The 25,607-nt window shown below is 44.9% G+C and carries 24 protein-coding genes; 6 read left to right on the forward strand and 18 right to left on the reverse strand.

Annotated elements, in window-relative coordinates; genetic code table 11:
* Positions 1–14 precede the first annotated feature (14 nt).
* From EE116_RS10390 to EE116_RS10410, 5 genes are all read right to left on the reverse strand, one after another.
* Positions 15–623, reverse strand: coding sequence for a sulfate ABC transporter ATP-binding protein (locus EE116_RS10390; protein ID WP_122874348.1), 609 nt, complete (start codon positions 621–623; stop codon positions 15–17).
* Between the two features lie 118 nt (positions 624–741).
* Complete coding sequence (locus EE116_RS10395) at positions 742–1,698, reverse strand: TPM domain-containing protein (protein ID WP_122874349.1); 957 nt, start codon at positions 1,696–1,698, stop codon at positions 742–744.
* 157 nt (positions 1,699–1,855) lie between these two features.
* Positions 1,856–2,887, reverse strand: a complete 1,032-nt coding sequence (locus EE116_RS10400) for a TPM domain-containing protein (protein ID WP_122874350.1) — start codon at positions 2,885–2,887, stop codon at positions 1,856–1,858.
* Between the two features lie 156 nt (positions 2,888–3,043).
* On the reverse strand, positions 3,044–4,000 hold the full coding sequence (locus tag EE116_RS10405) for a TPM domain-containing protein (protein WP_122874351.1): 957 nt from the start codon (positions 3,998–4,000) through the stop codon (positions 3,044–3,046).
* Positions 4,001–4,018: 18 nt separating this feature from the next.
* Positions 4,019–4,612, reverse strand: coding sequence for a LemA family protein (locus EE116_RS10410; protein ID WP_122874352.1), 594 nt, complete (start codon positions 4,610–4,612; stop codon positions 4,019–4,021).
* Positions 4,613–4,874: 262 nt separating this feature from the next.
* Here EE116_RS10410 and EE116_RS13145 point away from each other — a divergent pair, with 262 nt between their 5' ends.
* Entirely contained in the window at positions 4,875–7,118 is a 2,244-nt protein-coding gene (locus EE116_RS13145; RefSeq protein WP_420886351.1) for a molybdopterin oxidoreductase family protein, read from the forward strand.
* A 259-nt stretch (positions 7,119–7,377) separates the two neighbouring features.
* Here EE116_RS13145 and fdh3B read toward each other — a convergent pair whose 3' ends face one another.
* From fdh3B to tupB, 6 genes are all read right to left on the reverse strand, one after another.
* The gene (gene fdh3B / locus EE116_RS10425; RefSeq protein WP_004321074.1) at positions 7,378–8,019 is read right to left on the reverse strand and encodes a formate dehydrogenase FDH3 subunit beta; all 642 of its coding nucleotides are present in this window, start codon (positions 8,017–8,019) and stop codon (positions 7,378–7,380) included.
* A 1-nt stretch (position 8,020) separates the two neighbouring features.
* Positions 8,021–10,855, reverse strand: a complete 2,835-nt coding sequence (locus tag EE116_RS10430; RefSeq protein WP_122874354.1) for a formate dehydrogenase subunit alpha — start codon at positions 10,853–10,855, stop codon at positions 8,021–8,023.
* 23 nt (positions 10,856–10,878) lie between these two features.
* Positions 10,879–11,055 (reverse strand): twin-arginine translocation signal domain-containing protein, encoded by a 177-nt coding sequence (locus EE116_RS10435; protein WP_009496297.1) that lies wholly within the window; start codon positions 11,053–11,055, stop codon positions 10,879–10,881.
* Entirely contained in the window at positions 11,042–11,767 is a 726-nt protein-coding gene (locus EE116_RS10440) for a TorD/DmsD family molecular chaperone (RefSeq protein ID WP_122874355.1), read from the reverse strand. Before EE116_RS10440 ends, EE116_RS10435 begins: the two co-directional genes overlap by 14 nt.
* 300 nt (positions 11,768–12,067) lie before the next feature.
* Positions 12,068–13,021 carry a tungstate ABC transporter ATP-binding protein TupC gene (gene tupC, locus EE116_RS10445; protein ID WP_122874356.1) on the reverse strand — a complete coding sequence of 318 codons (954 nt, stop codon included), beginning with the start codon at positions 13,019–13,021 and terminating at the stop codon, positions 12,068–12,070.
* 94 nt (positions 13,022–13,115) lie between these two features.
* Positions 13,116–13,808, reverse strand: coding sequence for a tungstate ABC transporter permease TupB (gene tupB, locus EE116_RS10450; protein ID WP_054196292.1), 693 nt, complete (start codon positions 13,806–13,808; stop codon positions 13,116–13,118).
* 75 nt (positions 13,809–13,883) lie between these two features.
* Between tupB and tupA the strand changes: the two genes are divergently transcribed.
* Entirely contained in the window at positions 13,884–14,702 is an 819-nt protein-coding gene (gene tupA, locus EE116_RS10455) for a tungstate ABC transporter substrate-binding protein TupA (protein ID WP_122874357.1), read from the forward strand.
* Positions 14,703–14,928: 226 nt separating this feature from the next.
* Here tupA and EE116_RS10460 read toward each other — a convergent pair whose 3' ends face one another.
* The 4 genes from EE116_RS10460 to fdhD form a co-directional block, all read right to left on the reverse strand.
* A complete protein-coding gene (locus EE116_RS10460) occupies positions 14,929–16,254 on the reverse strand; it encodes an aminotransferase class V-fold PLP-dependent enzyme (protein WP_122874358.1) in 1,326 nt (441 codons plus the stop codon).
* Positions 16,255–16,810: 556 nt separating this feature from the next.
* Positions 16,811–16,999 carry a hypothetical protein gene (locus tag EE116_RS10465; RefSeq protein WP_004320751.1) on the reverse strand — a complete coding sequence of 63 codons (189 nt, stop codon included), beginning with the start codon at positions 16,997–16,999 and terminating at the stop codon, positions 16,811–16,813.
* Positions 16,990–17,793, reverse strand: a complete 804-nt coding sequence (locus tag EE116_RS10470) for a winged helix-turn-helix domain-containing protein (RefSeq protein ID WP_122874359.1) — start codon at positions 17,791–17,793, stop codon at positions 16,990–16,992. The genes EE116_RS10465 and EE116_RS10470 overlap by 10 nt, the downstream gene beginning before the upstream one ends.
* Positions 17,786–18,568: a formate dehydrogenase accessory sulfurtransferase FdhD gene (gene fdhD / locus EE116_RS10475; RefSeq protein WP_122874360.1), complete on the reverse strand. Its 783-nt coding sequence runs from the start codon at positions 18,566–18,568 to the stop codon at positions 17,786–17,788. Before fdhD ends, EE116_RS10470 begins: the two co-directional genes overlap by 8 nt.
* Positions 18,569–19,034: 466 nt before the next feature.
* Between fdhD and EE116_RS10485 the strand changes: the two genes are divergently transcribed.
* On the forward strand, positions 19,035–19,454 hold the full coding sequence (locus EE116_RS10485; protein WP_122872933.1) for a TOBE domain-containing protein: 420 nt from the start codon (positions 19,035–19,037) through the stop codon (positions 19,452–19,454).
* Positions 19,455–19,553: 99 nt separating this feature from the next.
* Here the strand turns inward: EE116_RS10485 and EE116_RS10490 are convergent, their stop codons facing one another.
* Both EE116_RS10490 and EE116_RS12490 read right to left on the reverse strand, forming a co-directional pair.
* The gene (locus tag EE116_RS10490; protein WP_122874362.1) at positions 19,554–20,357 is read right to left on the reverse strand and encodes a class I SAM-dependent methyltransferase; all 804 of its coding nucleotides are present in this window, start codon (positions 20,355–20,357) and stop codon (positions 19,554–19,556) included.
* 39 nt (positions 20,358–20,396) lie between these two features.
* Entirely contained in the window at positions 20,397–20,834 is a 438-nt protein-coding gene (locus tag EE116_RS12490) for a hypothetical protein (protein ID WP_163028054.1), read from the reverse strand.
* Between the two features lie 622 nt (positions 20,835–21,456).
* Here EE116_RS12490 and EE116_RS10505 point away from each other — a divergent pair.
* The 3 genes from EE116_RS10505 to EE116_RS10515 all read left to right on the forward strand — a co-directional run bounded on the left by EE116_RS10505 (position 21,457) and on the right by EE116_RS10515 (position 23,302).
* Complete coding sequence (locus EE116_RS10505) at positions 21,457–22,614, forward strand: tyrosine-type recombinase/integrase (RefSeq protein ID WP_122874364.1); 1,158 nt, start codon at positions 21,457–21,459, stop codon at positions 22,612–22,614.
* A gap of 99 nt (positions 22,615–22,713) precedes the next feature.
* Entirely contained in the window at positions 22,714–23,043 is a 330-nt protein-coding gene (locus EE116_RS10510; protein WP_122874365.1) for a type II toxin-antitoxin system RelE/ParE family toxin, read from the forward strand.
* Positions 23,030–23,302, forward strand: a complete 273-nt coding sequence (locus EE116_RS10515) for a helix-turn-helix domain-containing protein (protein WP_122874366.1) — start codon at positions 23,030–23,032, stop codon at positions 23,300–23,302. The genes EE116_RS10510 and EE116_RS10515 overlap by 14 nt, the downstream gene beginning before the upstream one ends.
* Before the next feature lie 1,173 nt (positions 23,303–24,475).
* Here EE116_RS10515 and EE116_RS10530 read toward each other — a convergent pair.
* Positions 24,476–25,585 (reverse strand): alpha/beta hydrolase, encoded by a 1,110-nt coding sequence (locus tag EE116_RS10530; protein WP_122874368.1) that lies wholly within the window; start codon positions 25,583–25,585, stop codon positions 24,476–24,478.
* Positions 25,586–25,607 lie beyond the last annotated feature (22 nt).

A 25,607-nucleotide genomic window follows, 5' to 3' on the forward strand; every position in this document is an offset into this window, starting at 1 on the left:
AAAAAGCAAATTTACTAATTCGCCTGATTTGGCGTTGATTTTTCGTTTTTCGCTTTGTCTTTGTATTTATTTATAGTTTTTTTGTATTTTTCAGCTTCTTTTTCGCCCGAGTCTAGCCATCTTTCAAATTCACGCGAAGTGAGTCGCCTAGGCTCGTTTATTGCCTCGCCGTCTGCATCAAGACTGACTCTGCGCACTCTGAGGCTAAAATTTTCCGACGCTTCTTGCGGATCCTTGGCATCCAAAAGGCAAAAATTTAAATTCGGTTCGGATATATTTAAAATCGCGTTCGCACATCTGCACGGGCCCACTATCGGCTCGGCTTGCCCGAGCGGCCAAAGCGAGCGCACGAGCACGCCGCCGTAGTCCTCTTTCGAGCTCTCAAAACAGATATCGAAACCAAAGTTATGAAAAAATATGTCGCCGGCGCTCGACACTCGTTTGTAGGTGTTTTTATCCGCACTCGTATAAATTTCGATCTCTGCAAAAGCGAATTTTTCGCCTGCAACCTCTAGCACATAGTTTTCCAGCAAATCGCGCATAAAATTTTCTATCTCTTCTTGAGTCGCCTTATTTGGGTCTAAACGCGAAAAAATTTCTTTCATTTTTTGATCGCCTTGCATTTTTACTCCTATTTTTATTTTACGCTCAATGACAAATTAAAGTCACGCTTTATCGAGGTCGCGCTAAATTTGATTATTTTTTTAAATTACTTAAATTTGACGCTAAATTTAAAAGCAGCTACCACCTGCCGCTAGCTCCGCCTCCGCCAAAGCCTCCGCCCCCTCCACTAAAGCCTCCTCCTGAGCTTCTGCCTCCTCCGCTAAATCCGCCTCCGCCGTAACCGCCTCCAGAGCTGCCACCGCCGTACAAGCCTCTACCGCCGGTTTTCATATTTCGCATTAGATAAAAAAGTAGCATGAAAAGAACGAGTAATATCGCGCCTCTAACAAGCAGATCCTCGATACCAAACGTCCCTGCGACTACGCCCGAGATAAAGCCTGATAGCGTCGCGCTAGCTCCGATTCGTAAAGCTGCCGCGCCGAAAATAGCCGAAGCAAATACCATCACCATGCCCGCTACTATCCCGTAAGCCTCCATAGGCGTCTCATCTTGCTTTTCTATCTCCTCCTTCACGCTCTCATCCCCGTCAAGCAATGCAATGATCTTTTGTATGCCTATGTTTATACCGTTTTGGATATCGCCTTTTTTAAACTCTGGGATTATGTAGTAGTTTATGATACTACTACTAAGAGCGTCTGTTAGAGTACCTTCTAGACCGTATCCTACCTCTATGCGTACTTGTTTGTCGTTTGGAGCTACTACTAATACTACTCCGTTGTCTTTACCTTTTTGTCCTATACCCCAACGTCTAGCTAGTTCTATGGAGTACTCTTCTATTTGAGCGTTACCTAGAGATTCTATAGTAGCTACTACGACTTGATTAGTGGTGTTGTTTTCATGAGTAGCTAGTAATGTTTCTAGTTCGTCTTTTGTGCTCTGGCTTAGTACTCTTGCCTGATCTACTACCCTGCCGGTTAAGGCAGGGAAATTTGAACTCTTTTCGTTTGATGTTTGAGTAGGAGTTTCTTTTGCGGTTTTATTTTGTTCGGTAGCACTGTCTGCTGCCGATAAATTTATAGCCGTAAGTCCTAAAAGCGTAAAAACGCAAAATAAAGTAGATAAAATGCGTTTCATTTTTGTACCTTGGTTGGGTTATTTGCATTGCTAGGCGTTAAATTTGAGCCAAGCAAGCATGCGTCTTAAATTTTACCACAAATTTACGCATAACAAAAGTAAATTTAAGCGCCGAATTTAAAAGGTTAAATTTTAACGTCAAATTTTAAAACCGCGGCTACCACTTGCCGCTAGCTCCGCCTCCGCCAAAGCTTCCGCCGCCGCCTTTAAAGCCTTTACCACCCCCATCGTCTCCGTCCGGACCCTCGTATTCGTTGTCTTCGATGCCCTCGTCGCTGAAGTTTTCTTTGTCTTTGGCTAGTATATTTCTTAAAGCTAGACCCAAAAGTATCGCAGAAAGCGCAGCCGTTATCCCGCCTCTGGCGGCGAAATCCTCAATGCCCAATTTTGGCGCTATCCAAAGCGAGATAGCGCCGCCCACAAAGACGCTAACCCCGATGATGGCGCACACTTGACCGATTATGCCGAACATATTTCGAGCAAATATCAGCAGCGCGCTAAATAACATCACGTAGCCTTCTATCGGGAATTCGCTTAATTTTTCTATATCCTTTTTGACGGCTTCATCGCCATCAAGCAGCGCAAGGATCTTTTGCGTGCCTATCTTTATGCCGCCTTCTATGTCGCCTTTTTTAAACTCGGGAACGATGTAGTTATCGATGATGGCTTCGCAGAAAGAGTCCGTTATCGTGCCCTCTAAGCCGTATCCGACCTCGATACGCACCCGCCTATCGTTTGGAGCTACCACTAGCAACACGCCGTTATTTTTATCTTTTTGTCCGATGCCCCAGTATCTGCCCAGCTTTAAAGAATAATCGCTAATATTCGCTCCGCCGAGAGTTTTTATGGTAACTATTACGACCTGATTAGTCGTGTTGTTTTCGTGGGCGGCTAGCGCACTTTCTAGCTCCTCTTTGACGGCGGTACTAAGTATGCCCGCCTGATCTACGACTCTGCCCGTTAAAGCGGGAAAATTTAGCTGTTCGGCGATTTTTTGCGATACGTTTTCATCTTTGGCGACCGCACCAGGGGCATCTACCTGGCCGGCTGTTTTATCCATTAACGTAACAGAATGCAACTGCTCGGAGTTTTTTTGAGGCTCTTGCGTCTCATCAGAGGGGACTAACAACAAAAGCCCCAAAACCAGCGCAATAACGGTATATAAAATATTAGTTAAAATGCGTTTCATCTTTATACCTTATCTATGGCGTCCAAAAAAGCCTGTAAATTTGACGGCGTATCGGGTCAAATTTAACTACCGACTCGCGGCTTTAAATCAAATTTACAAAGCAAAAGCGTCAAATTTAGCAAACCTCAAATTTAACGCTAAATTTAAAGCGACAATCTACCACCTGCCGCTAGCTCCACCTCCGCCAAAGCTTCCGCCCCCTCCGCTAAATCCGCCTCCGGAGCTTCTGCTACCTCCTCCGCTAGAGCTACTACTGGAGCCGCTCGACCCAGAGCTTCGACTGCCTCCGCTACCAACCTTCACGTCTTTAACAAGATAGAAAAATCCCAAGGCGATCCCGAGTACTACGGCTAGTTGAGCTATGATATCCTCGATACCGAAGCATAAATTTACAAGAAGGCCGATGATACTAGCGACCATGACGCTAAGGCCGATATTCATGATCATATCGCCTAAAAAAGCCGATGCGATTATTGCCGCAATACCGCCCATTATCCCGTAGACCTCTATTGGCATATCATAGTCGCCCTTAGCTTCTATCTCCTCCTTCACGCTCTCATCCCCGTCAAGCAATGCAATGATCTTTTGTATGCCTATGTTTATACCGTTTTGGATATCGCCTTTTTTAAACTCTGGGATTATGTAGTAGTTTATGATACTACTACTAAGAGCGTCTGTTAGAGTACCTTCTAGACCGTATCCTACCTCTATGCGTACTTGTTTGTCGTTTGGAGCTACTACTAATACTACTCCGTTGTCTTTACCTTTTTGTCCTATACCCCAACGTCTAGCTAGTTCTATGGAGTACTCTTCTATTTGAGCGTTACCTAGAGATTCTATAGTAGCTACTACGACTTGATTAGTGGTGTTGTTTTCATGAGTAGCTAGTAATGTTTCTAGTTCGTCTTTTGTGCTCTGGCTTAGTACTCTTGCCTGATCTACTACCCTGCCGGTTAAGGCAGGGAAATTTGAACTCTTTTCGTTTGATGTTTGAGTAGGAGTTTCTTTTGCGGTTTTATTTTGTTCGGTAGCACTGTCTGCTGCCGATAAATTTATAGCCGTAAGTCCTAAAAGCGTAAAAACGCAAAATAAAGTAGATAAAATGCGTTTCATTTTTGTACCTTGGTTGGGTTATTTGGCGAAAGACACGTCCGGCACGCTTTGTTCGGCTTCGTTTGCTTCAAACGTTACGCGCGGTTTTAGCTCTGGATAAAAAATCGCGGCTATAAACTTATCCGGTATCTTGCGAAGGGCGATGTTATAGTCCTTGACCGCTGCGATATAGTCCTTTCTAGCGACCGCTATGCGATTTTCCGTACCTTCAAGCTGACTTTGCAGGGAGAGGAAATTTTGATCGGCTTTTAGCTGAGGGTAGTTCTCGGTGATGGCCATTAGCCTAGATAGCGCGCCGCCTAGAGTTTTTTGAGCGTTTTCAAACTCTTTTAGCTTAGCAGGATCATCTACCGAGCTAACGTCGATCGTCATACGAGAAGCTTTGCTTCTAGCTTCGGTTACTTCTTTAAACACGCTCTCCTCGTGGCTGGCATAGCCCTGAACCGTTTTTACTAAATTTGGGATAAGATCGGCGCGGCGTTTGTATTGGTTTTGCACCTGAGCCCACTTCTCCTTGACCGTCTCGTCGAGTACGGGAAAGGCGTTGATGTACTTCATGGCGATACCGCCGATAACGCCTAAGACGACTAGAAAAATGACTAGATTTTTCATGGGTGCTCCTTTGAAAGATTTTCTACCTTCATTATACATCTAAATGTATTTAAAAGTAATAATTTTTAAATAAATTTTACGTAGCTTTAAATATATACTTCAAATTTTACCTAAAAAATAAATTGATAGTAAAAAAGTAATATGCTAAATTTGCATATTACTTAAATAATTCTTAAAATCTTATACTAATTTTAAAACTAAATTTATATTTGCCGTTGTATAATAATCTCATAATTTTCAGTAATACCAGAAAGGAACAAAAATGGAAGAGATCGTAAAGACCACCTGTCCATATTGCGGTACGGGCTGCGGCATCGATCTTATCGTGCGAAACGGTAGAATCGTAGATGCCAAACCTAGCAAAGACCACCACGTAAACGATGGCGAGCTTTGCTTAAAAGGAATGTTCGGATGGGAGTTCGTAAACTCTCCTAAACGCTTAAGCCGACCGATGATGAGAAAGCTAAACGGCGTCTACGACAAGCACGGCGAGCTTGAAGAAGTAAGTTTTGAGGAGGTTTATGATTTCCTCGCGGATAAATTTAAATCCACCGTCGCAAAATACGGCCCAAGCTCGATCATGGGCTTTAGCTCTGCGCGCTCAAATAACGAAGATAACTACGTTTTCCAGAAATTTTTTCGCGCCCAGGGCAGCAACAACGTCGATCACTGCGCCCGTCTTTGACACGCTCCTACAGTGGCAGGTCTTGCCAGCACGCTAGGAAACGGAACGATGACGAACGATTTGGTCGAATTTGCGACTGACACGGACGTATTTTTACTCATCGGTACCAACACGAGCGAGTGCCACCCAATCATCGCTATGCAGATGCAGCGCGGCCTTCAGCGCGGCGCAAAGATGATCGTCGTAGATCCAAAGCGCACCGATATGGCCAAAAAAGCCGATATTTTCTTGCAAATCCCGATCGGAGCGAATATCAAAACGCTAAATACGATGATGCATGTCATAATCGCCGAAAATTTGCAAGATAGCGAGTTTATCGAGAAGTACTCCGAGGGATTTGAATATCTAAAAGAAGCGGTTAAGGACTTTACGCCTGAGCGTTTCGAGCGAGAAACCGGTATAAAAAAAGAGCTCGTCATAGAGGCAGCTAGAATGTATGCTAAAGCAGGCGCGGCGGCGATTTGCTACACGATGGGTATCACTCAGTTTAGCGACGGCACGTCAAACGTCTTTTCACTATCAAATTTGGCCGTTTTAACGGGAAATTTAGGCAAAAAGGGTGCCGGCGTAAATCCTCTGCGCGGTCAAAACAACGTCCAGGGCGCATGCGACATGGGCGCGCTGCCTAACGTCATCCCGGCAGGCGCGGTAAACAGCCCTTACGCACAGGAGCAAGCGCGCAAAGTATGGCACTTTGAGCTAAATCCGGTTCCAGGCTTTAAACTAACGCAAGCGCCGGATAAAATAGACGAAGGCGAGCTAAAAGTACTCTACGTCTACGGCGAAAACCCGGTGATGAGCGATCCGTGGACCGAGCACTTCGTCCACGCCGTGCACCACCTAGACTGCTTTATCGTGCAGGATCTTTTCTTTACCGAGAGCGCGCACAAGGCCGACGTGGTGCTACCTGCCGCAGGCTGGGGCGAAAAGGACGGCACCTTTATCAACACCTCTCGCCGCGTCCAACGCACGCGCAAGGCTAGCGAACCCGTTAGCGGCGTGGAGCCTGATTGGAAGGTCGTTTGCAACATCGCAAACCGCATGGGGCTAGAGGGATTTGACTTTGCGAGCCCTGAGCAAATTTGGAACGAGCTAAGGGAGCTCATGCCTAAATTTTTCGGCGGCATAAGCTACTATAGACTAGGCAAACTAGGCGGTATCAGCTGGCCGTGCCCGGATGAGGAACACCCTGGTACGCCGGTGCTTTACTCCGATCACAAGTCCATGCTACCGGGCGGCAAATTCCGCTTCGCGCCGGTGCTGTACCTAGACGATAAAGGTGAGCGCGCAAAGGCCGAGGCCGAATTTAGGGCCAAGATGAATATCCCAGACGGCTATCCGGTCGGTAGCGGCGCACTTAGCGAAGTGCCTGACGAGGTATATCCGTGCCTATTTACGACCGGACGCAAGGTCTATCACTACCACACCGGAACGATGACGAGAGAGTGCCCCGCCCTAGAGTACGGCGCCGGCGTAGAAGGCGCGCTCATAGAGGTAAGCCCGGATATCGCTCGCGAGAGAGAGCTAGAGGAAGGCTGCTACGCGCTCGTACAAAACAAACGCGGCCAGATCGCCGCCAAACTGCGAGTAAATCCGGATCTAAAAGAAGGCACGATATTTACGACCTTCCACTATAGCGAGGCCGACGGTAACGAGCTAGCAAACGCGGGCGATCCTGATCCGCTCTCAGGCATCACGCCGCTAAAGATGACGATAGCAAATATCAGGCGTCTAAGCGAAGAGGAATTTATCAAATTTAGAGAGCAAAACGAGATGTCGATGCACTCGGCAAATCCGTATTTATCGCCTGTTAGAGCGTAAATTTAGGGCGGGAGACCGCCCTTTTCTACTTAAATTTTATCTACATATTGATTTCAAATTTACTCGTGTCAAATTTTAATGCCAAAGCCAAAATCTAGCGTCAAATTTAACGAGATTTTTGCGATAAATGAAGCGGGATAAATTTGATAAAATTTTAAAACCGAGTCGAGTAGAATTTAAATTTGTGTCAAATTTGACGCAGCCAAACCGCGTCAAATTTGGTGTAATAGTTCGCCCCGCCAAAGCGCGGAGCGAAAATTTAGAAGCTGTATTTTAGCCTATCGCCTGCGTAATAAGCAAGCTTCCAGGTCGGAGTTTGTTTTAGGTCTTTAAAGCCGTAGCCGCGAGCCTTGACTCTATCGCCGTAGATTTTTTCTATCATAGCCGATTCGCCTACTAGCAGCGCCTTTGTCGAGCACATCGCCGCACAAACCGGCACTTTGCCTTCTGAAATTCTATCCTGGCCGTACTCTTCGCGCTCGGCTTCGCTATTTGTCGGTAGCGGACCGCCTGCGCACATCGTGCACTTATCCATCGAACCTTTGGCGCCAAACACTCCCTCGCGCGGGAACTGAGGCGCGCCGAACGGACACGCGTATAGACAGTATCCGCAGCCGATGCAGATATCTTTGTCGTGTAGCACGACGCCGTCGGCTCTGATATAAAAGCAATCAACCGGGCAAACGAGCGAGCATGGCGCGTCCTCGCAGTGCATGCAGGCTATCGAGGTTGATATTTCCTTACCGGGCACGCCTTCGTTTAGCGTGATGACGCGGCGGCGGCGGATGCCTAGAGGCAGCTCGTGAGCCTCGTCGCAAGCCACCGCGCAACCGTTACAGTCGATACATCTATCGTCGTCGCAGTAAAATTTAAGTCTATTATTATCGTTAAATTCGCTCATTTTACGCCTTTTCTATGCGGCATAGACCGCCTTTTGTTTCTGGGATTTGAGTGACTATATCGTAGCCGTAGTTGGTGACGGTATTTGCGCTCTCGCCTACCGCATAAGGCTTGGTGCCGTCAGGGAAATTGCCCGTCATATCGACGCCCTGCATGTGTCCCGCCCAGTGAAACGGCAAGAAAATCATATCAGGCTTGACCGAAGGCACGATTCTAGCGCGTACCTTGATTTTCGTGCCTTCAGGCGAATGAATCCATACGAAATCCCAGTTTTTAATGCCGTGTTTAGCCGCAAGCTCAGGGTGGATATCCGCAAACATCTCAGGCGTGATACGCGATAGATACATACTAGCGCGCGTCTCCATGCCCGCGCCGCTAAAGTTTACGAGACGAGCCGTGACTAGATTTATCGGGAATTCTTTTGAGAAGTCCTTACTTAGCTGCAAGCTCTTATACTTCGTAAATACGCGGTAGTGATTCGGCTTATCCTCAAAGCTCGGATACTTCTGCGCAAGGTCTTGGCGCTGCGAGTGGATAGGCTCTCTGTGCTGCGGTATCTGATCGACGAAGGTCCAAACTACCGCTCTAGCTCTTGCGTTGCCGTACGGAGCGATGCCCTTTTCCATGCATTTTTCGGCGATTATGTTGCTAGCGTCCGTCGCCCACGTAGCGCCCATTTTTTCGCGCTCTTCATCAGTTAGCGTGATGCCTAGTATCTTTTCGATGTTATCTTTTTTGATCTCCGGATACCCGCCGCTTTGAGCGCCGCCTACCGGCGCGCTACCGTCGGCTGCTAGCTGATTTACGCCGTTATGCTCTAGGCCGAAGCGGTTTCTAAAGCCCATACCACCTTGCATTACCGGTCTGTTTATATCGTATAAATTTGGACTACCAGGGTGCTTTTCCGTCCAGCAAGGCCACGGCAAGCCGTAGTATTCGCCCGCTACCTCGGTGCCCTCTTTGCCCATTAGCGTTTTTTCGTCAAATTTATCCCAGTTAGCCTGATGGCGTTTTAGACGCTCCGGCGTCCAGCCAGTTAGGCCGATGCTTTTTACGATGCTAGCGATCTCGCGAGTAGCAGCTTCCGGCCACTCGATCTTGCCTTCAGAGTCTCTGATCGTGCGAGTTAGCTCATCGTAAAAGCCTATTCTCTTTGCGAGCTCAAATAAAATTTCATGATCCGGCATACTCTCAAACAGAGGCTCTACGACCTGGCTTCTCCACTGGCCGCTGCGGTTTGTAGCCACAACCGTGCCGCTACCCTCAAACTGAGTCGCCGCAGGTAGTAGATATACGTCGTCTTTTTTATTAGTTATCACGCCAGCGTCGTTTACGAAAGGATCAAGTAGCACCAAAAGCTCAAGGCCGTCAAGACCCTCTTGCACTTTTACTTGTTGCGCGGTCGAGGTGATGCCGTTACCGATGACGATTAGGGCTTTTAGGCTATCGCCAGCGTTTTCAACCTGGTCATTGCCATTTTTGCCGTCAAGTACGCCAGCCCACCAGCGAGCTAGGGTAAATCCCGGCTTAAACATCCATTCAGGTTTTACAAAATTTCCTTGTAGCCACTCGTAGTCTACTTTCCACATTTTAGCGAAGTACTTCCACGTAGCTTCGTTTTTGGCGTAGTATCCAGGTAAGCTATCTGGAGCATTTGCCATGTCGCTAGCGCCTTGAACGTTATCGTGACCGCGAAGGATGTTGCAGCCGCCGCCTGATACGCCCATATTTCCTAGTATTAGTTGAAGGATCGGAGCGATACGAGTGTTTGAGCTACCTATGGTGTGCTGAGTTAGACCCATCGCCCAAACGACCGAACCAGGGCGGTTTTTCGCATAAACTTCGGTTATCTCTTTTAGCGTCGCAGCCGGTACTCCAGTTACGTCTTCTACCACTTCAGGAGTCCATTTTGCAGCCTCTTTGCGGATCTCGTCGATACCGTATGTGCGGTCTTCTATAAATTTCTTATCTTCCCAGCCGTTTTCAAAGATGAGATTCATCATACCGTACATGAAAGGTATGTCCGTACCTGGGCGAATTTGAGCGAAATAATCAGCCTTAGCCGCAGTTCTCGTGTATCTTGGATCGACCACGATCAGCTTCGCGCCGTTATTTTCTTTCGCTTTTAGAAAATGCCTAAATCCTACCGGGTGGTTTACAGCCGGATTTGCGCCGATTATAAAGATAGACTTCGCGTTTTGGATATCTCCAAGGTGATTAGTCATAGCTCCATAACCCCACGTATTCGCCACACCGGCGACTGTTGCGCTATGTCAAATTCTAGCTTGGTGATCTAGGTTGTTTGTCCCAAACATCGCAGAGAATTTACTGATGTAGTAGCTCTGCTCGTTGCTATCTTTCGCCGAGCCCAGAAACATAACTTGCTCCGGGTTTTTTTCGCGGTAAGCTTTTAGCTTTGCGCCGATCTCGTCAAGCGCGTCTTTGTAGCTGATGCGTTTCCACTTGCCGCCGACTTTTTTCATCGGGTATTTTACGCGGCAGTGAGAGCGCACCATATCGATGACGTCGCTGCCCTTACAGCAGTGACCGCCAGCGCTTACCGGGTGATCTTGAGCTACCTCTTGGCGTACCCAAACGCCATTTTCTACCTCGGCTAGCACTCCGCATCCAACAGAGCAAACCGAGCAAACGGTTTTTACGATTTTAGAGTTTGGAAACGGATTTGCCATCTCTTCTTTGGTCGCACTTCTAGTTACGCCGCTAGCAGCCAGTCCGCTCATGCTGCCCGCAACGCCCGCTAGCGCGGCCATTTTTAAAAACGATCTTCGCCCGACTGCGTTTGAGTTGGGTATAAGACGCAAATTTGCCTCAGACATATTCATCCTTTCTTAAATTTTATTTATTTCGCTTGTTCGTAGTATAGATCCCAGTTTTTGCTTCTTTTGTATAGCACTTCGGTCTTTTTGCTTTTACCGTATTTTAGGTTTGACGCCGCTGCCGTCGCCACTCCGGCCGTAGCCGCTACCGCGCCGACTAGCCCCGCCTTTTTTAAAAATTCTCGCCTATTTTTTTGCATTTTCTTCCTCCATAGCTTTTATCTTTCTCACTCGGTTTTTTTGTCTTCTTATGGCTTCGGATCTTGAAACTCCGTCCAAAGTCTTTTTGTTTTCGCCGTGATTTATAGGACGCGGCGCGCTCAAAACTACGCGCTCAAACTCGATAAATCCTTGCAGTAGCACCGCGACGTCTTTATAAATTTCGCTACTTTCGTGATTAAAAAGACTCTCTATAAACTCATCAATGTTTGGGTTTATGATCTCTTTAAAAAGCTGTTCCTCAAGCTCGCCGTATAGCTCCAGCTCGCCCTCGCGCGCTATAAATTCGCTCATTAGCGCAAACACGAAGCCTACGTTGTCTTCACTTTCTTTAAATTTAGCCTCATCTCGCCTAAGGTCGGTGCGGGCTAAGATTTTACGCACTTTCGCGCAGGCATGCCCGACCTCGTAGCCCTCGTCGTAGTAGGACAGCGAGTTTCTAAGCGGGCTTGGCGGAGCGTGGAAAATTTCATCGAATTCATCCGCTAAATTTTGCGGATTTTTCTCGTCGAATTTTGCCTGAATACGCATTATCGCGGCGGCCGATTCTTCGTTTAGAGCGTGCGCCGAGGCAAGGCCTAGCATCGCGTTTATGCCGCTAAATCTATCGGCGTCTTGGCTAAAAACGAAAAAACGCGAAAATAGCGAGTAGTAAAGCCCGCGTCCCGCCGCAAATTCGCCCTTGCTAGTCATCGCCTTCCTTTATCATTTTTGTCTATTTTTTGAGATTTTTCTCGATTGTGAAACTATACTACTTTTTGGCTTATTTCTTATACTTAAAAAAAAATAAATTAAAAAAATTAATATACGCTTAAATATGCCTTAATTGCATATTACTTGTAGCGAATTTTAGGGGATAAAAGAAATATGAAATTTACGCATATATATGGCATTTACGCTTCATTTTGATATTTACTTTTAACTAGACTCTTTTAACAGGCATTAAACGAGTCTAAGTTTAAAATTTGAAGCGAAATTTGCAAAATTTGAGGCTCATTCAAGCCCCAAAAACGCTCCTTCGTCAAATTTAAAATAAATATTTTCGCCGACGTTAAAATTTTGCGAATTAGGCACCAAAGTTTTTATCAAAAAGTCGCCGATTTTGATTTTTACCAAAAGCTCTTTGCCAAGATAGAGCGAAACCGAGTGCAAGATGCCGCCCAAATACCCATCCATCGGCGTTTTGCTTAGCATTATTTTGCCAGGATTTACGGCGATCTTTGCGGCGCTACGCAAATTTGACGGCAAATTTACGACCGCATTTTCGTCAAATTTTAAAACCCCGTCTCGCGCGTCGAATATATTTTTGTATTCGAATTCACACACGCGTCCTTTGTGCAAAAAGACGTTTTCCTCAGCGATAGCGGTTAGCCATTTATCGTCGTGACTAGCGATCACAAAGCCGCAGCCGTATCTTTGCCGCATATAAAGCACCGCCTTGCCAAACAGCTTTGAGGTGCCCACGTCCACGCTATTTGTCGGCTCGTCAAGCAGATATAGCCGCGATCTAAGCGCCAAATTTAACGCAAAGCTAACGCGCTGCGTCTGCCCCGAGCTTAGCTCAAAGTGGCGCTTGTTTAAAAAGCTCTCGTCAAGACCGACCAAATTTAATGCCTCGCTCGCCCTTTGTTCAAATTCTACCAGCACTCCGCGGCTTTTTAAAACGGCTCTAAAATTTTCCCTCACGGAGCGTTTTAAAAGCGCGGGCTCTGGCAGCAAAACGCTAACGTCGCGCAGTAAATTTAAGCTAGGCGCGCTGCTTCCCCACAGCCGCACTTCGCCGCTAGTAGGCCTTTGTAAAAACGACATCACTCGCATCAGCGTACTTTTGCCGCTGCCGTTGCTGCCCGTTAGCGCAGTGATTTTGGTGACGTCGATATCAAGGCGCGGGATGTTTAAAATCTCGCTCGCGCCGTAGTTTAGGCGTAAATTTCTAACGTTTATCACTTTGCGCCTTTCTCGTTAAATTTAAACAAAAGGCTCAAATTTGACGCGTCCTGCCCGCTTTTTACGAGCGTATTTTTTTCAAATTTATCAAATTTCATCGATCAAGCCTTTTTAGAGCATGTATCGCCAAATTTACCGCAAATGCGATAAAGATAAGCACCAAAGCCAGTGCGATACCCATCGCAAACTCGCCCTTATTCGTCTCTAGCGACACCGCAGTCGTGATCGTGCGAGTGAAGTATTTGATATTTCCGCCGATCATCATCGCCACGCCGACCTCAGCCACGATGCGCCCGTACGCCGTCGCTACGACCACCATCAGAGCATACCTCAGCTCATAAAGCACGCAGCCAACTAGCCGCGGCGCGCTCAGGCGTAAATTTAGGATGGTTAGATAGTGTTTTTTGTCCATATTTTCCACGACGCTAGCGCTTAGCGAGATGATGATAGGCAGAGCCAGTACAAACTGCCCCAGCATCACGGCCTTTAGCGTAAAAAGCAGCCCAAACTCGCCAAACGGGCCGTTTCGCGTGATAAATGCGTACAAAATAAGCCCGATCGCAACCGTCGGCATCGCAAGCGCCGTATCGCTGAGCAGCCTAAGAATCCTGCGCCCTTTAAAATCGTAAAATCCCAGCGTAAAGCCTAGCGGAAAACCGACTAAAATCGCAAAAAAAATCGAAACGCTCGAAGTGTAAAGCGTCGCCCTGATCGCCGAATACGTCTCCTCGTCGCCGCTAAAAAGCAGCCTAAAGGCCTCCAAAAATCCGTTTAGTAGAAAATCCAAATATTCTTTCCTTGCATATTTCTTAAGTGTTAATTTAATGTGCTATAATAGCATACTTTTTAAAAAAGGAGAAAAATGAAAAAAGTAATATTAGGCTCGTTAATCGCGAGCGTTTTGGCGTTTGCGGGCGATAGCGAACTCATCATGGCAACTACAACCAGCACCGATAACACGGGGCTACTAGACGCGATCTATCCTGCGTATAAGGCAAAAACCGGCGTCGATATCAAATGGACTGCCGTAGGCACGGGAGCGGCTTTAAAACTAGGCGAAAACTGCGATGCGGACATACTTTTCGTGCATTCGCCAAAAGTTGAAAAAGAATTCGTAGAAAAAGGCTTTGGCGTCGAGAGAAAACCCGTAATGTACAATGACTTCGTCGTCATCGCCGATAAATCGATCGCGGATAAATTTAAAGGCAAAGACATAAAAGAGAGCTTTGAGCTAATCAAAAAAGAGAATATCAAATTTTTCTCTCGCGGCGATAAATCAGGCACCGACAACAAAGAAAAAGGTATCTGGAAAAAAATCGTCGGCGAAGTACCTGAAAAAGACGGCTGGTACATGCAAACAGGCCAAGGCATGCTAGCTACTATCAACGCAGCAGCCGAGCAAAAGGGCGTGACGTTCACCGACCGCGGCACCTACATCAAGTACGAGGACACCAAAAAAGGCGCGCCTGAGATGGTTATCATCAACGAGGGCGACAATGACCTAAAGAACTTCTACTCGCTAATCGCGGTAAATCCGAAGCACTGCGCTAAGGCCGACATCGAAAATGCAAATAAATTTATCGAGTGGGCGACGAGCGAAGAGGGTCAGAAATTTATCGGCGACTTTAAGCTGCTAGATAAGCCGCTTTTCACGCCTGATGCAAACAGTCGCAAGAACTAATTTTATTTACGCGCAAATTTGAGTCGAATTTATGGCTTAAATTTGCGTGATTCGGGCGCGCTTTGCGCCCTTTTCTTTCTTAAATTTACTCTTTTTATTTTTTAAATTTAATCAAATTTGAGTGCCCAGACCCGTATCTTGACGGCGTAAATTTTCAAATTTGACCGCGCATTTTTGATTTGCTCAAATTTGACGTTTTAGGGAGTCAAATTTAACCCGCTCAAATTTAAATCTTCCCGCCAAACATCTCGTACATCGCCTTTTCCTCGCCCCAAAGCTCGCGGTGCTTTTTGATGCAGGATTTTATCGCGCCCACGAGATATAGCACGTCTTGCTCGGTGTGTGTATAGTGCAGGCTCACGCGCACGAAGCCGGGCTTGCTCTCAGGCATGCGCCCCTCCTTGATACCCAGCAGATCGTGAGCGTACGGCCCCGCGCACATCACGCCCGCGCGCGTCTGGATACCGAAGTCGTTGCTAAGGCTCGCGGCGAAATCATACGCCGAGACGCCGCGCACGTTAAACGAAATTATCGGCAGTCGCGGCGCGTCCTTTGGAGCGTAGTTTATAATCTTGTCTATGCCTGCTAGCTCGCTCTCAAAAAGCCGCGCGAGCTCGTCCTCGGCGCTTTTTATTTGCTCGAAGCCCACCTCGTTTCGCAGCGCATAAGCCAAATTTGCCCGCATAAGCCCGATGATAGGCGGCGTACCGCCCTCCTCTAGCTGCTCTGGGTTTTTCAAAAATACGTGCCCTTCGCGGTTAGCGTAGGCGACCGTCCCGCCCGCGGCAAATGTCGGCACGTCGCTACTGAGCAGCTCTTTTTTGATCGCCAAAAGCCCGCAGCTAGCAGGTCCGCCGAGCAATTTATGCGGCGAGAGAAAAATCGCGTCGAAATAGTCGCAATCTAAATTTGCGTGCGAGCTCAGCGCCGCGCAGTCAAAGGCTACGATTCCGCCCGCGGCTCTGATTAGCTCGCTGATCTTTTTATAGTCGCTAATGACGCCCGTGACGTTTGAGGCGGCGCTAAACGAGCCGATGATGCGGCGTGTTGCGTTAAGCTTTAGGATGCGCTCGAGTGCAAGCAGATCGATCTCGCCTGATTCGCTAAGCGGCACGCGCATGTAGTCGCAAAGCCCCTCGCGAAAGCTAAGCTCGTTTGAGTGGTGTTCGTACGGCGAAACGAGCACGAGCGGAAGCTGTGCGGCGCGTAAATTTGCCTCGCCGATCGCGCTTCTAGTCGCAGGCGGCAGGTAGATGCCCAGTAGCTCCTGAAATTTCTTGATCGCGGCTGTCGCGCCCTGTCCGCAGGCGATGAGACAAAACCGCTCGTCAAGCCCCAGCAGTTTTTTTAGGCTCTCTCGCGCGCCCTCATAGCGCCGCTGCGTGATGATGGCGCTGGAGCTACTGTCGGAGTGGGTGTTGGCATAGGTTTTTAAAATTTCGCCTATCTCGCGCTCTACGGGCTCGTAAGCAAGCCCCGAAGCAGTGTAATCAAAATAATGCACGCCCGGTTTTAGGATGATATTTTTTCGAATTTCGTCTAAATTTAGCATTTTTTACTCTTTAAATTTGATGCGGTAATTATATTAAATTTTCGCAAATTTAGGGCTTTTTCTGGGAAATTTGAAGCTAATTTTGCGGGCTATTATTTCAAATTTGCGCTTAGCTGTATAAAACTTGCCGCGCGGCGATTTACTGAAATTTAAAAGACATTTGCGCGTAAAATTTGGCAGCGAATTTGTAGGCTGGTTTTAAAAAATTACGGCTAAATTTTGCCCTAAATTTGGTGCGGAAAATAGATAAATTTAGCCTTGAGGCGTAGCCAAATTTGAGCAACGATGAGGACGCTTTTTGATTTATCGGTCAAATTTACTCGCGTCGTTTGCGAGCTTAAAATTTACAAAACAAAAACGGAAATTTTAAAAGTGATTTTTGATTTTCTGCGCGGATATTTGCTTGCGGCGACTTCGTTGCGGAGGAAATTTAAGCGCTAAATTTAAAAATTAGAATTTTAACCGCCAAGCGGCAAATTTAACGTTCTTTGCGAGTTTTTAAGGCAAAGAGACGCTAGCCGCAGAGGCTCGCGACCCTTTGCGAGAGGCGGAAATTTTATTTATTTATAAAATTTTTCTCTAGCCACTCGATAGCTTTTGCTTCGCTCTCGAAGCGTCCGCTTTTAGCGACCTGATTTTGCCCCTCGTAGAAGCGAATCCTGATACCGTCTTGGACGCTATCTACCTTTATTCTAGTGATCTTGTCTTTGTTTAGATAGACCCTATCGTTTAGTTTTACGTACATTTTTTCTCCCTTAAATTTGATGTGGTTTTATTTTTTTTATCGTTTGCGTCGTCTTTGGTCGAGTCCTTTTTCTCGCCGTCTTTTTTCAAAAACAGCTCCTTAAAGCGCTTATCCGCAAAGTCCTCGATATCGTTTTGTAGCTGCCTATAGGCGTTTATGAGCTCATGCGCGCGTTCGTTTAGCGTCGTACCGGCGTTTTCGCCGCCGCCTTGTTTGGTGGTGAAGAGCTCCTCTTTTAGATTTTTTTGCAAAATTTGCAGATGATTCCAGCATTTTTTATAGTTCATGCCTAGGATTTCGGCAGCCTTTGAGATCGAGCCGACCTCGGCGATGACGTCTAGGACTTCGGTTTTGCCCTTGCCGAAGATCAGCTCGCCCTCGTCGTTTTCTATCCAAGTTTTGGTTTTTACTCTCATCTTTTTTCCTTTCTTCTCCTTAAAACACCCCAGCTGGCAGTATTTTACGTCGATTTTATAGTCTTTTAGCGTCGATCGGATCGTCTTTAGCCCCACGCCCGCAGCCGCGTCTCTAGCGTCTTTGCACAGGATTCTGTCTTTTTCGTCGGTCATCTGTTTTAGCTGCGTCATCACGGTGTATTTACCGCGTCCATTTTCTAGCCCGCCAAACTGCCCTAGCTCACAGTTATCGATCTTTACGCCCATTTTTTCAGCTTCGTCGCTAACCTCGCCGATCTCTACGCCTAGTTTTGCAGCGATCTTAAACGCCGTGCCGCAGTCTAGCCTACCCTTTGGGTTTAACAGTTTTGCGATCAGTTCGCGGATTTGCTCACTCATAGATTCTCTCCGCGCCGCTATATACGTTTATGTTTTCGCCGCGCGCAAAGCCGCACAGCGTTAGGTTAAATTTACGCGCTATCACGACGCCAAGGCTAGTCGGAGCCGTGCGCGAGACGAGCACGGGGACGCCATGCATGACGGCTTTTGCCACCATCTCGGAGCTTAGCCTTCCGCTCACCATCAAAAACGAATTTTGTAGCTGCGCGCCGGCTAGTACCGCTTTGCCGACGGCCTTATCTATCGTGTTATGCTGCGCGATATCCTCGCCGATGTAAAACTGTTCGCCGCTCACGAAAAGCTTAGCCGTATGCACGCAGCCAGTCATCTCGTAAAGCTCGCACTGCGTGTAAAACTGCCCCATCTGGCGCAAAATTTCGTCTTTGTTAAATTTGACCTCGCCCTTTATCGAGCGCGCCGCCATAGCTTCAGGGTCGATATTTGCCGTCGAGCTACGCCCGCAGCCGCTGATTATTACCTTTTCCTCGTCAAACTGCTCGAGGCGCTTTTCGTTGATTTTAGCCTTTACCCGCACGCTTAAAGCATCCTCTGAGAGCTCGATACTCTCGATATCCTCGGGGCTCGTGATCAAATTTTCGCTGATTAGGTAGCCTGCAGCTAGCGCCTCCTGATCGGTCGGAGTCGCCATCAGCGCGCCGAAACGCTTGCCGTTTATGTAGATCTCAAGTTTGATCTCGCGCACCAAAATATCATCCACGGCGCTTTTTTGAGCGCCTTTAAATTTGATGATTTGCGTCGTAAAAATAGGTTGCATGATTTTCCTTAATTTTTGCGAAATGATAGCTTGAAAATCTAAATTTAAGATTTGATTGTAGTGAATTATTGCTTAAATCAAGCAAAAACTTAAACTATTTTTAGTGCGATTTTATCGGTATCTGATGATGATTTATATATGCAAATTTAGCATATATCTTAAATACAAATTCCCGTCATCGTTATAAGAAGCTTCACTACCGACTTGGCCTAAATTCACCTATTTCATTTTTCTCGCCCTCAAATTTACCCCAAAACCCATTTGCCCCGAATTCCAATTTACGAAATTAATTTTTTCTACTTCATTTATCAAAATACCTAAAATTCCGATAATCGTTAATGTATGCGTTTTTAGTAATAAAGTTGTATTTTTGCATATTTGTTTTTTAAGTTTTATGAAAGTATAAGTTGTTAATATTCGCTCAGATTTTAATACGAAATCAAATTTAATCACAAAGGAAAACATAATGTTTAGCGCAAGAAATCAACTGTCAGCACAAATCACAGAGGTAAGAGAGGGAGCGGTAAACTCTCTAGTAGTAGCAAAGCTACAAGGTGGAGAGACTGTAAAAGCAACCGTAACCGTAGATAGCCAAAAGGCTCTAGATCTAGTAGCGGGTAAAAAGGTAGTTTATCTATTTAAAGCTTCTTCTATCATAGTAGCTAAAGGCGAGAACGGTCTAAAACTAAGCGCTACTAACCAACTAAAAGGTAAGGTAGTAAAAGTAGTAGAGGGTGCGGTAAACGCTGAAGTAGATATCGAGATAGCTGGCGGAGATAAGCTAAGCGCTATCATCACTAACGAGTCTGCTAAAAACCTAGCTCTAAAAGCAGGTGATGAAGTAACTGCTATCATCAAAGCTAGCCACATCATCATAGGTGCTTAATTCTTTTACATAGCGAGCGTTTTAATTGGCGCTCGCTAGCTTGATTTTCTTTCATTTAAATTTGATCCAAATTTATATCGCTTAACTAAAAAACCAAATTTAACTATTTTTATCCACCCGAACAAACGCCCAGTGCATAAATTCTTGCCTCGGCTTGTATTTGCCGCCGTTAAAATACTCCGCCAGCTGCGCCTCCTCAGCTTCGCTTAGCTCGCCGCCAAGCCCCCAACGCGTCTTTTGGACGAGTTCCTCAGCGCTCGTAGCAGGACCTGCATGACACCGAGCTTTTATATAGTCAAGACTTGGCAAATATCCCATTTGAAACAAGATGTTTAAAAGATAGACGAAGTCGGGCTTTTGCTCCACTTCGCGCCCTATCGCGTCCAAAACGTCCCCGTCCACGAAGCTGCCGCCAACCTTAAACGTGATATAAAGCGATTTTTTAGTCTTTGAAAGAAGCTTACTAAGCGCAGCCTTTAGATCATCCACCTCAAGGCAGCGCGAAGCCAAAACCACGTCGCACTCAGGCACGTCAGACCAGTCGTCCTCAAAGGCTTTTTGCGCAAATTTAACGTTTTGTGCGCCGTAAATTTGAGCGTTTTCGCGGGCAAACTCTAGCATCTTAGGCGAAAAATCGTAGCCGTAAATTTGATCCACCTTTTGCGCCGCCAGCACGCTTAGCGCCCCCGCTCCGCACGCAAAATCAAGCAACGTAGAAACGCCCGTAAAATCAACCTTATCTATAAATTCGCGCGCATAGGCGCTTTTCATCACGCCCTCGTTGAAGCTGGGCGCTTTTTTGTCCCAGTCCTCTGCAAATTTTTTGCCAAACGAGCTTCTTACCTTTTGTGCCTTATAAAGCTCGTCAAAGTCGATCTCGTCGTAGTTTGAAGGTAAAATCATAATCTATCCTCGTATCTTTCGTAGTTTATGCTGTATATTTTATCTATATTTTCGGCGTTTATGAGCTGCTCGCTGCGCCCGAAGGCTAAAATTTCGCCGTCTTTTATAAACAACGTCAAATTTGAAACGAATATGTTTTATATCGGTTCTTGAGGCTCTTTGTTTTCTCCACTGAGTCCAAAGATCGCTATAGCTAAGCTCTATCTCTTTACTAATGCTTCCGGTTTCCTGATAATACATAAGTAGCTTTATGGCATCGTTTCTGGCTTCTTTTATAGAATAGACCCCTTGCCTATACTCTCCTAGAGTCTTAGTAGTTCTATCGCCAGTCAGTTTATTTTCGTAACGAAATTTAAATATCTTAGCGCCACTACCGGTAAGTATGAGTTTTAATTCTCTTAAGCAAGCTAGACTATGCATCTCTTTTTTTCCGCTTACGGGAAGTTTTTGTATCTGTTCTTCCTTGGTAATTATCATCTATGTTTTCCTTATTATCTTTTTATCTTATGCGTTCATTATAATGTTTTTTAATATTTTTAAAAAGCAAAAAGGGGATCTAGAATGCCTTTTTGCGATCTTTTTTCTAAAAACCGTATAAGAATGCCTAAAATTAGGACTTTGAAAAACATTTAGGTATCTCGTTTGCAAAAAATGGCAAAAAGTTGCGTTTTTACCGAAAAATTGCTGTTTTTTACTTTCCAAAAAGTAGCGAAAAGTTCCAAAAAAAGGCACTTAATTCAAGTTTATGGTATCTCCTAAAAGCGTATTTTTAAAGGAGATACCCTAAGAGATACCATGTTTTTCGGAACCATGATACAAAAAAACGAAAAGAAATAGAATAAAACGGAAATATAAATAAGAGCAAATATCGTATTTTAGGGCTTTTTTGATAAAAATTGGAATTAATCGGAAGCTTAAGAAAATATTAAGTGGCTCCGGATGCTGGATTCAAAAATATATAATTCTTAAACGCTCTAAAATACTCTAAAAAGCCCTATAATACGCTATTTGATAGCTTAAGCATATTCTAAGTTACACTAGAATATCATACATTTTTACAAATTTTGGGAACAAATAGGGAATAAATTTAGGGGGTATTATGGCAGGAAAACTTAAAAATTACAACTCGTCGTTTGGAGTAAATAAATATCCTGGAATTTTCTTCAATAATCTAGCCAACGGTGACGTCGTTTTTTATATGAGAGTTACGCTTGAGGGCAAAAAGGCGAACGTTAAAATAGGATCAAAATCCGAAGGCGTAAATATAACCTACGCGTATAACAAAAAGAAAGAATTCGATGCCAAGCAAAGAAACGGCGAATTGCCAGATAGTATAACAAAGAAAATAGCCGCCAAGAATAACAAAAGCTCGCTTAAATTTGATGAGATCGCAGACGCCTTTTTCAGCTATAAACTAGAAAAAGAACCAGACAACGCCGTCAATATAAAAGAGCAAAGGCGAGATTATGAAATTTACCATAAGGATAAGTTAGGCGGTCTAGCCACGACGCAGATAACACCCGAGATGATAAATGAGCATCATAAAGATATTTCTCAGATAATCTCACCTAAAACCAAACGAAAGCTGTCGCAATCCAGGATAAACGCTATAATGGGTATAGTTAGGACGATTTTTAATCACGCTATAAAAAATGACCTTATCGATCATATTAGCCCATACAAGATAGAACTAAAAAAGCCGAGCAACAAGCGAGAGAGATTTTTGGAGCTTATCGAGATAGAGCTTTTACGCAAAGAAGTAGCGGGCAAAGAAGACTTTGCCCTAGAGCTGTTCGTTGAGCTTGCGCTTTGTACGGGAGCTAGATTAGAAGGAATTTTAAATATCAAGAAAAAAGATTTAGCGCTATCTACCAAGTCGGTCACCATAAGCGATTTTAAAACAAAGAGCACGTATACGGGGTTTTTAAGTAAAAGAGCACTAGAAAAGATAAATCAAATTTATACCACCCTATCCCCGAACGACTTTTTGGTAAATAAACCAAAATCCACTATTCAAAACGTCTTGCAGCCATTATTAAACAAGCTTTTTAATCAAAATTTAGATATAAGCGACGCAACCAATAGAGTAGTCATTCACACCCTTAGGCATACGTTCGCTTCGCATCTTGCTATAAAGGGCACTCCGATACTAACGATAAAAAAGCTGATGAATCACTCAGATATCAACCATACCCTAAGATACGCTAAACTAATGCCGGACAGCGGAAGAGAGATGGTGGAGAGGCTTTATGAATAATTTTATATCAAGTTGTTTATTTAGCAATAAGCATATAAAACAAACTGCATTTTATATCATATATGGTATAATAGGGCTTAGTTACATAGAAGGATTGCAATGTGGAGCGTAGAGTTTGCAAGCGAAGCCATAAAAGACGAGTTCTTGGAACTGCCGACCGGACTTAGACAAAGAGGTTATAAAATGTTCGAGCTCTTAGAGGCTAGGGGTAATACCTTGGGAGAGCCGTACACTAAAAGCATAAAAGACGGGCTGTTCGAGATACGCATAAAGTCGGATGAAGGAATAGCTAGAAGCATATATTGTTATGAAATCGGCAAAAGAATAATAATCCTACTAACTTTTGTTAAAAAAACACAAAAGACGCCTAAAAGTATACTAAATTTGGCAGAACAAAGATTAAAGGAGTTTAAAGATGGGAACCGTTAATTTTAGAGAAGTTTTAAAAGAGGAGCTAAAAAACACCGAATTTAAAGCGCAATACGATGCACTGGAGGACGAATATAAAGCCATAGAGGCTTTGATAGACGCTAGAAACGAGGCAGGGCTAACTCAAAGCGAAGTAGCTAAAAGGATGGGCATAACTCAGTCTGCCGTAGCCAGAATAGAAAGCGGAGCGTATAATATCAAGTATAAAACATTTTTTAACTACATAAAAGCTTGCGGCAAAAGAGTGGCGATAGTATAAGTAAGATTAATTATCTAGCAAATACTCAAGTCGATACAGGAGAAAATATTAAGCTTTGTTGGTTCTCAAGACGGGGTTCTTGCGGATACGATAGTTAGGATTTGAAAAAATAAGGCTCTTATAGCATGGGCATATTCAAAACGCAACTAAATCAAGGGGTTAATACGACTGCGAAAACGAATACGGATATATTATAGCGATGCTTGTTTTATCAAATAATATTAACCCTGCACAAAATGCTCTTCTTTTTGATTCTTATTTCTTGCTCAAAAACAATCTCTACTTTAATATTTATTTATGCTACAAGAAGACTAGCAACATCTTAATTTTGAAAATTTGTGCTAAAATACCAAATAAAAAAATAAAAGTCAATTTCCCTATAAACCAAAATTTACTTTAACTTAATAAAAAACAGTCGCTTCTAATTCCATCGTACAGTCTTAGAACTTGACACCATTTATCAAAATATTAAGAACAAACAACCCCTACATAGGACAATATGTTAATACTTACTTAGCAAACTCAAATGAGTTTGCTGTAAGGTCTTAGCAGACGGCCAATATTTTTCTTTGTCTAGGCAAAAGAAAAATATAAAAACTTAGACGAAACTTTATCGCTCGAAAATGATTTTTCGTCGATAAAAGGTCTAAGTTTTTTAATAGGAAGCTTTTAACGGATATCAGTTAAAAGCTTATATGCGGTTGACAATCTAGCCTACTGTTCCGCCTTTTTAATTAAATTTTCGTATTCATCCTGACTTAGATGCTCCAGTCACGTTACGCTTTTACTCTCCTTTTCAAAGGTTACCGCGATGTGCTCTCCGCCTTCTTGCAGTCCGGCTCCGTGTCAATGCTTGACGCCAGGCGGGCAGAGCACTACGTCGCCAGCACGAGCGATTTGCACGATGCCGTCCGCCATGCCGGTGTAAATTTTGCCCCGCGGGATGCGTGTGCCACGCCGTGCCTACTCCACGTGGGAAATGCACTAGCACTGCTCCTGCGTTTGCGCAAGGCGTTGCGCCGAAAAGCAGCGTGACTTTCGGCAGACCGCCTGCAAAAATTTTATCGCTCACCTTGTCATAGGCGACCAGCTCATCTTTTTTAACTAAAATTTGAGTGTTTTGCATGATTTGTTATTTGAACACACTGCTCTGCTGTTGGCTAAAATTTTATTTTACTTACCCAGACCTTTTTGTTTTAGCCAATTTTCCATATGATCGGCTACCTCCATATTGTTAAGATCCGAAAATATAAAATGCGTGTTGCCTTTGATACCTATTTTAGGTAGTTCCACAACAGTCGCATCGCCGCCGTGTTTATTCACAACGTCAACCCATTGTTTAGCGAGCGACAAGCGGATTCGCCATTGATCTTCGCCTTGGTTATCGGATGGTTTATCGCTGATAAAATCGCCAAAATAGATCAAAATCGGCATTTTGGTAAGCTTGTCAAAATCCGCTTTACTTGCCGCAGCAGGTTTGATATCGCCAAATTTGCTAGTGATATTTGCCGGAATTTCACCTTCCGGAAATGGAAAGTTGCCGGGCTCAAAAGAGATAATGCCTTTGATATGCGGATTTTTCATTCCGGCTAGCCAACCAACAATACCGCCTTGCGAGTGAGTGACGAGCACGCCATCGCCGATGCGATCAAAGAGTTTACTCATGCTATCGCTGATTACCGCGCCATCAAACGCTCCCGTGTTTGGCGTCATCTGACGAAAGAACTGATCTAGCGAGTTTTTATCTTGCGGGAATGCCACGCCTTTATTGAAATTTGGGTAGGTGCCTATGCGAAATTGAGCAAACCAGAACTGATCGTCAGGCGTTGCAGAAATTTTACCTTCTACCGTACTTTGTCCGGATTGCCCGCGGCGCGGTTGATCTACTAAATAAACAGGAAAATGCCTGCGTAAAAAGATATTTTGAAAACCTTCTCTGCCGTCCGGGGTAGTTTGCCATGTTCGCATTGATTGCCCTGCGCCATGCAAAAACACAAGCGGATACTTGCGGGGACTACTTGGAATTTGATAAAAAACGGTTGCATGATCGCCGTGCAAGGTTTGCCCGCCCGCTTGGATAGATGCTTCATAGACATCCATAAAGCTATTGCTTTCTTTGCCTTTTACAGTGTCCGGAAAGGGGTTGTAAATGCCTTTGCTGGTTTTTATCGAACCACCCACGGCAAAGCTGCCTTGCTCTTCGATGGAAAGCGGCGCTGCGTAAGTTTGCACGGCTAGCCCATAAGCGATTAAAAATATGGAAAGTTTTGTAAATTTTTTCATGGTTTATCCTTTTTATGATCTC

This window comes from Campylobacter showae, from assembly GCF_900573985.1.
Lineage (GTDB): Bacteria > Campylobacterota > Campylobacteria > Campylobacterales > Campylobacteraceae > Campylobacter_A > Campylobacter_A showae_E.

What these genes read in the sequence shown, in the direction of transcription:
- EE116_RS10390 (WP_122874348.1), bottom strand. Translation starts at nt 623, where the DNA reads ATGCAAGGCGATCAAAAAATGAAAGAAATTTTTTCGCGTTTAGACCCA.
- EE116_RS10395 (WP_122874349.1), bottom strand. Translation starts at nt 1,698, where the DNA reads ATGAAACGCATTTTATCTACTTTATTTTGCGTTTTTACGCTTTTAGGA.
- EE116_RS10400 (WP_122874350.1), bottom strand. Translation starts at nt 2,887, where the DNA reads ATGAAACGCATTTTAACTAATATTTTATATACCGTTATTGCGCTGGTT.
- EE116_RS10405 (WP_122874351.1), bottom strand. Translation starts at nt 4,000, where the DNA reads ATGAAACGCATTTTATCTACTTTATTTTGCGTTTTTACGCTTTTAGGA.
- EE116_RS10410 (WP_122874352.1), bottom strand. Translation starts at nt 4,612, where the DNA reads ATGAAAAATCTAGTCATTTTTCTAGTCGTCTTAGGCGTTATCGGCGGT.
- fdh3B (WP_004321074.1), bottom strand. Translation starts at nt 8,019, where the DNA reads ATGAGCGAATTTAACGATAATAATAGACTTAAATTTTACTGCGACGAC.
- EE116_RS10435 (WP_009496297.1), bottom strand. Translation starts at nt 11,055, where the DNA reads ATGCAAAAAAATAGGCGAGAATTTTTAAAAAAGGCGGGGCTAGTCGGC.
- EE116_RS10440 (WP_122874355.1), bottom strand. Translation starts at nt 11,767, where the DNA reads ATGACTAGCAAGGGCGAATTTGCGGCGGGACGCGGGCTTTACTACTCG.
- tupA (WP_122874357.1), top strand. Translation starts at nt 13,884, where the DNA reads ATGAAAAAAGTAATATTAGGCTCGTTAATCGCGAGCGTTTTGGCGTTT.
- EE116_RS10460 (WP_122874358.1), bottom strand. Translation starts at nt 16,254, where the DNA reads ATGCTAAATTTAGACGAAATTCGAAAAAATATCATCCTAAAACCGGGC.
- EE116_RS10465 (WP_004320751.1), bottom strand. Translation starts at nt 16,999, where the DNA reads ATGTACGTAAAACTAAACGATAGGGTCTATCTAAACAAAGACAAGATC.
- EE116_RS10470 (WP_122874359.1), bottom strand. Translation starts at nt 17,793, where the DNA reads ATGAGTGAGCAAATCCGCGAACTGATCGCAAAACTGTTAAACCCAAAG.
- fdhD (WP_122874360.1), bottom strand. Translation starts at nt 18,568, where the DNA reads ATGCAACCTATTTTTACGACGCAAATCATCAAATTTAAAGGCGCTCAA.
- EE116_RS10485 (WP_122872933.1), top strand. Translation starts at nt 19,035, where the DNA reads ATGTTTAGCGCAAGAAATCAACTGTCAGCACAAATCACAGAGGTAAGA.
- EE116_RS10490 (WP_122874362.1), bottom strand. Translation starts at nt 20,357, where the DNA reads ATGATTTTACCTTCAAACTACGACGAGATCGACTTTGACGAGCTTTAT.
- EE116_RS12490 (WP_163028054.1), bottom strand. Translation starts at nt 20,834, where the DNA reads ATGATAATTACCAAGGAAGAACAGATACAAAAACTTCCCGTAAGCGGA.
- EE116_RS10505 (WP_122874364.1), top strand. Translation starts at nt 21,457, where the DNA reads ATGGCAGGAAAACTTAAAAATTACAACTCGTCGTTTGGAGTAAATAAA.
- EE116_RS10510 (WP_122874365.1), top strand. Translation starts at nt 22,714, where the DNA reads ATGTGGAGCGTAGAGTTTGCAAGCGAAGCCATAAAAGACGAGTTCTTG.
- EE116_RS10515 (WP_122874366.1), top strand. Translation starts at nt 23,030, where the DNA reads ATGGGAACCGTTAATTTTAGAGAAGTTTTAAAAGAGGAGCTAAAAAAC.
- EE116_RS10530 (WP_122874368.1), bottom strand. Translation starts at nt 25,585, where the DNA reads ATGAAAAAATTTACAAAACTTTCCATATTTTTAATCGCTTATGGGCTA.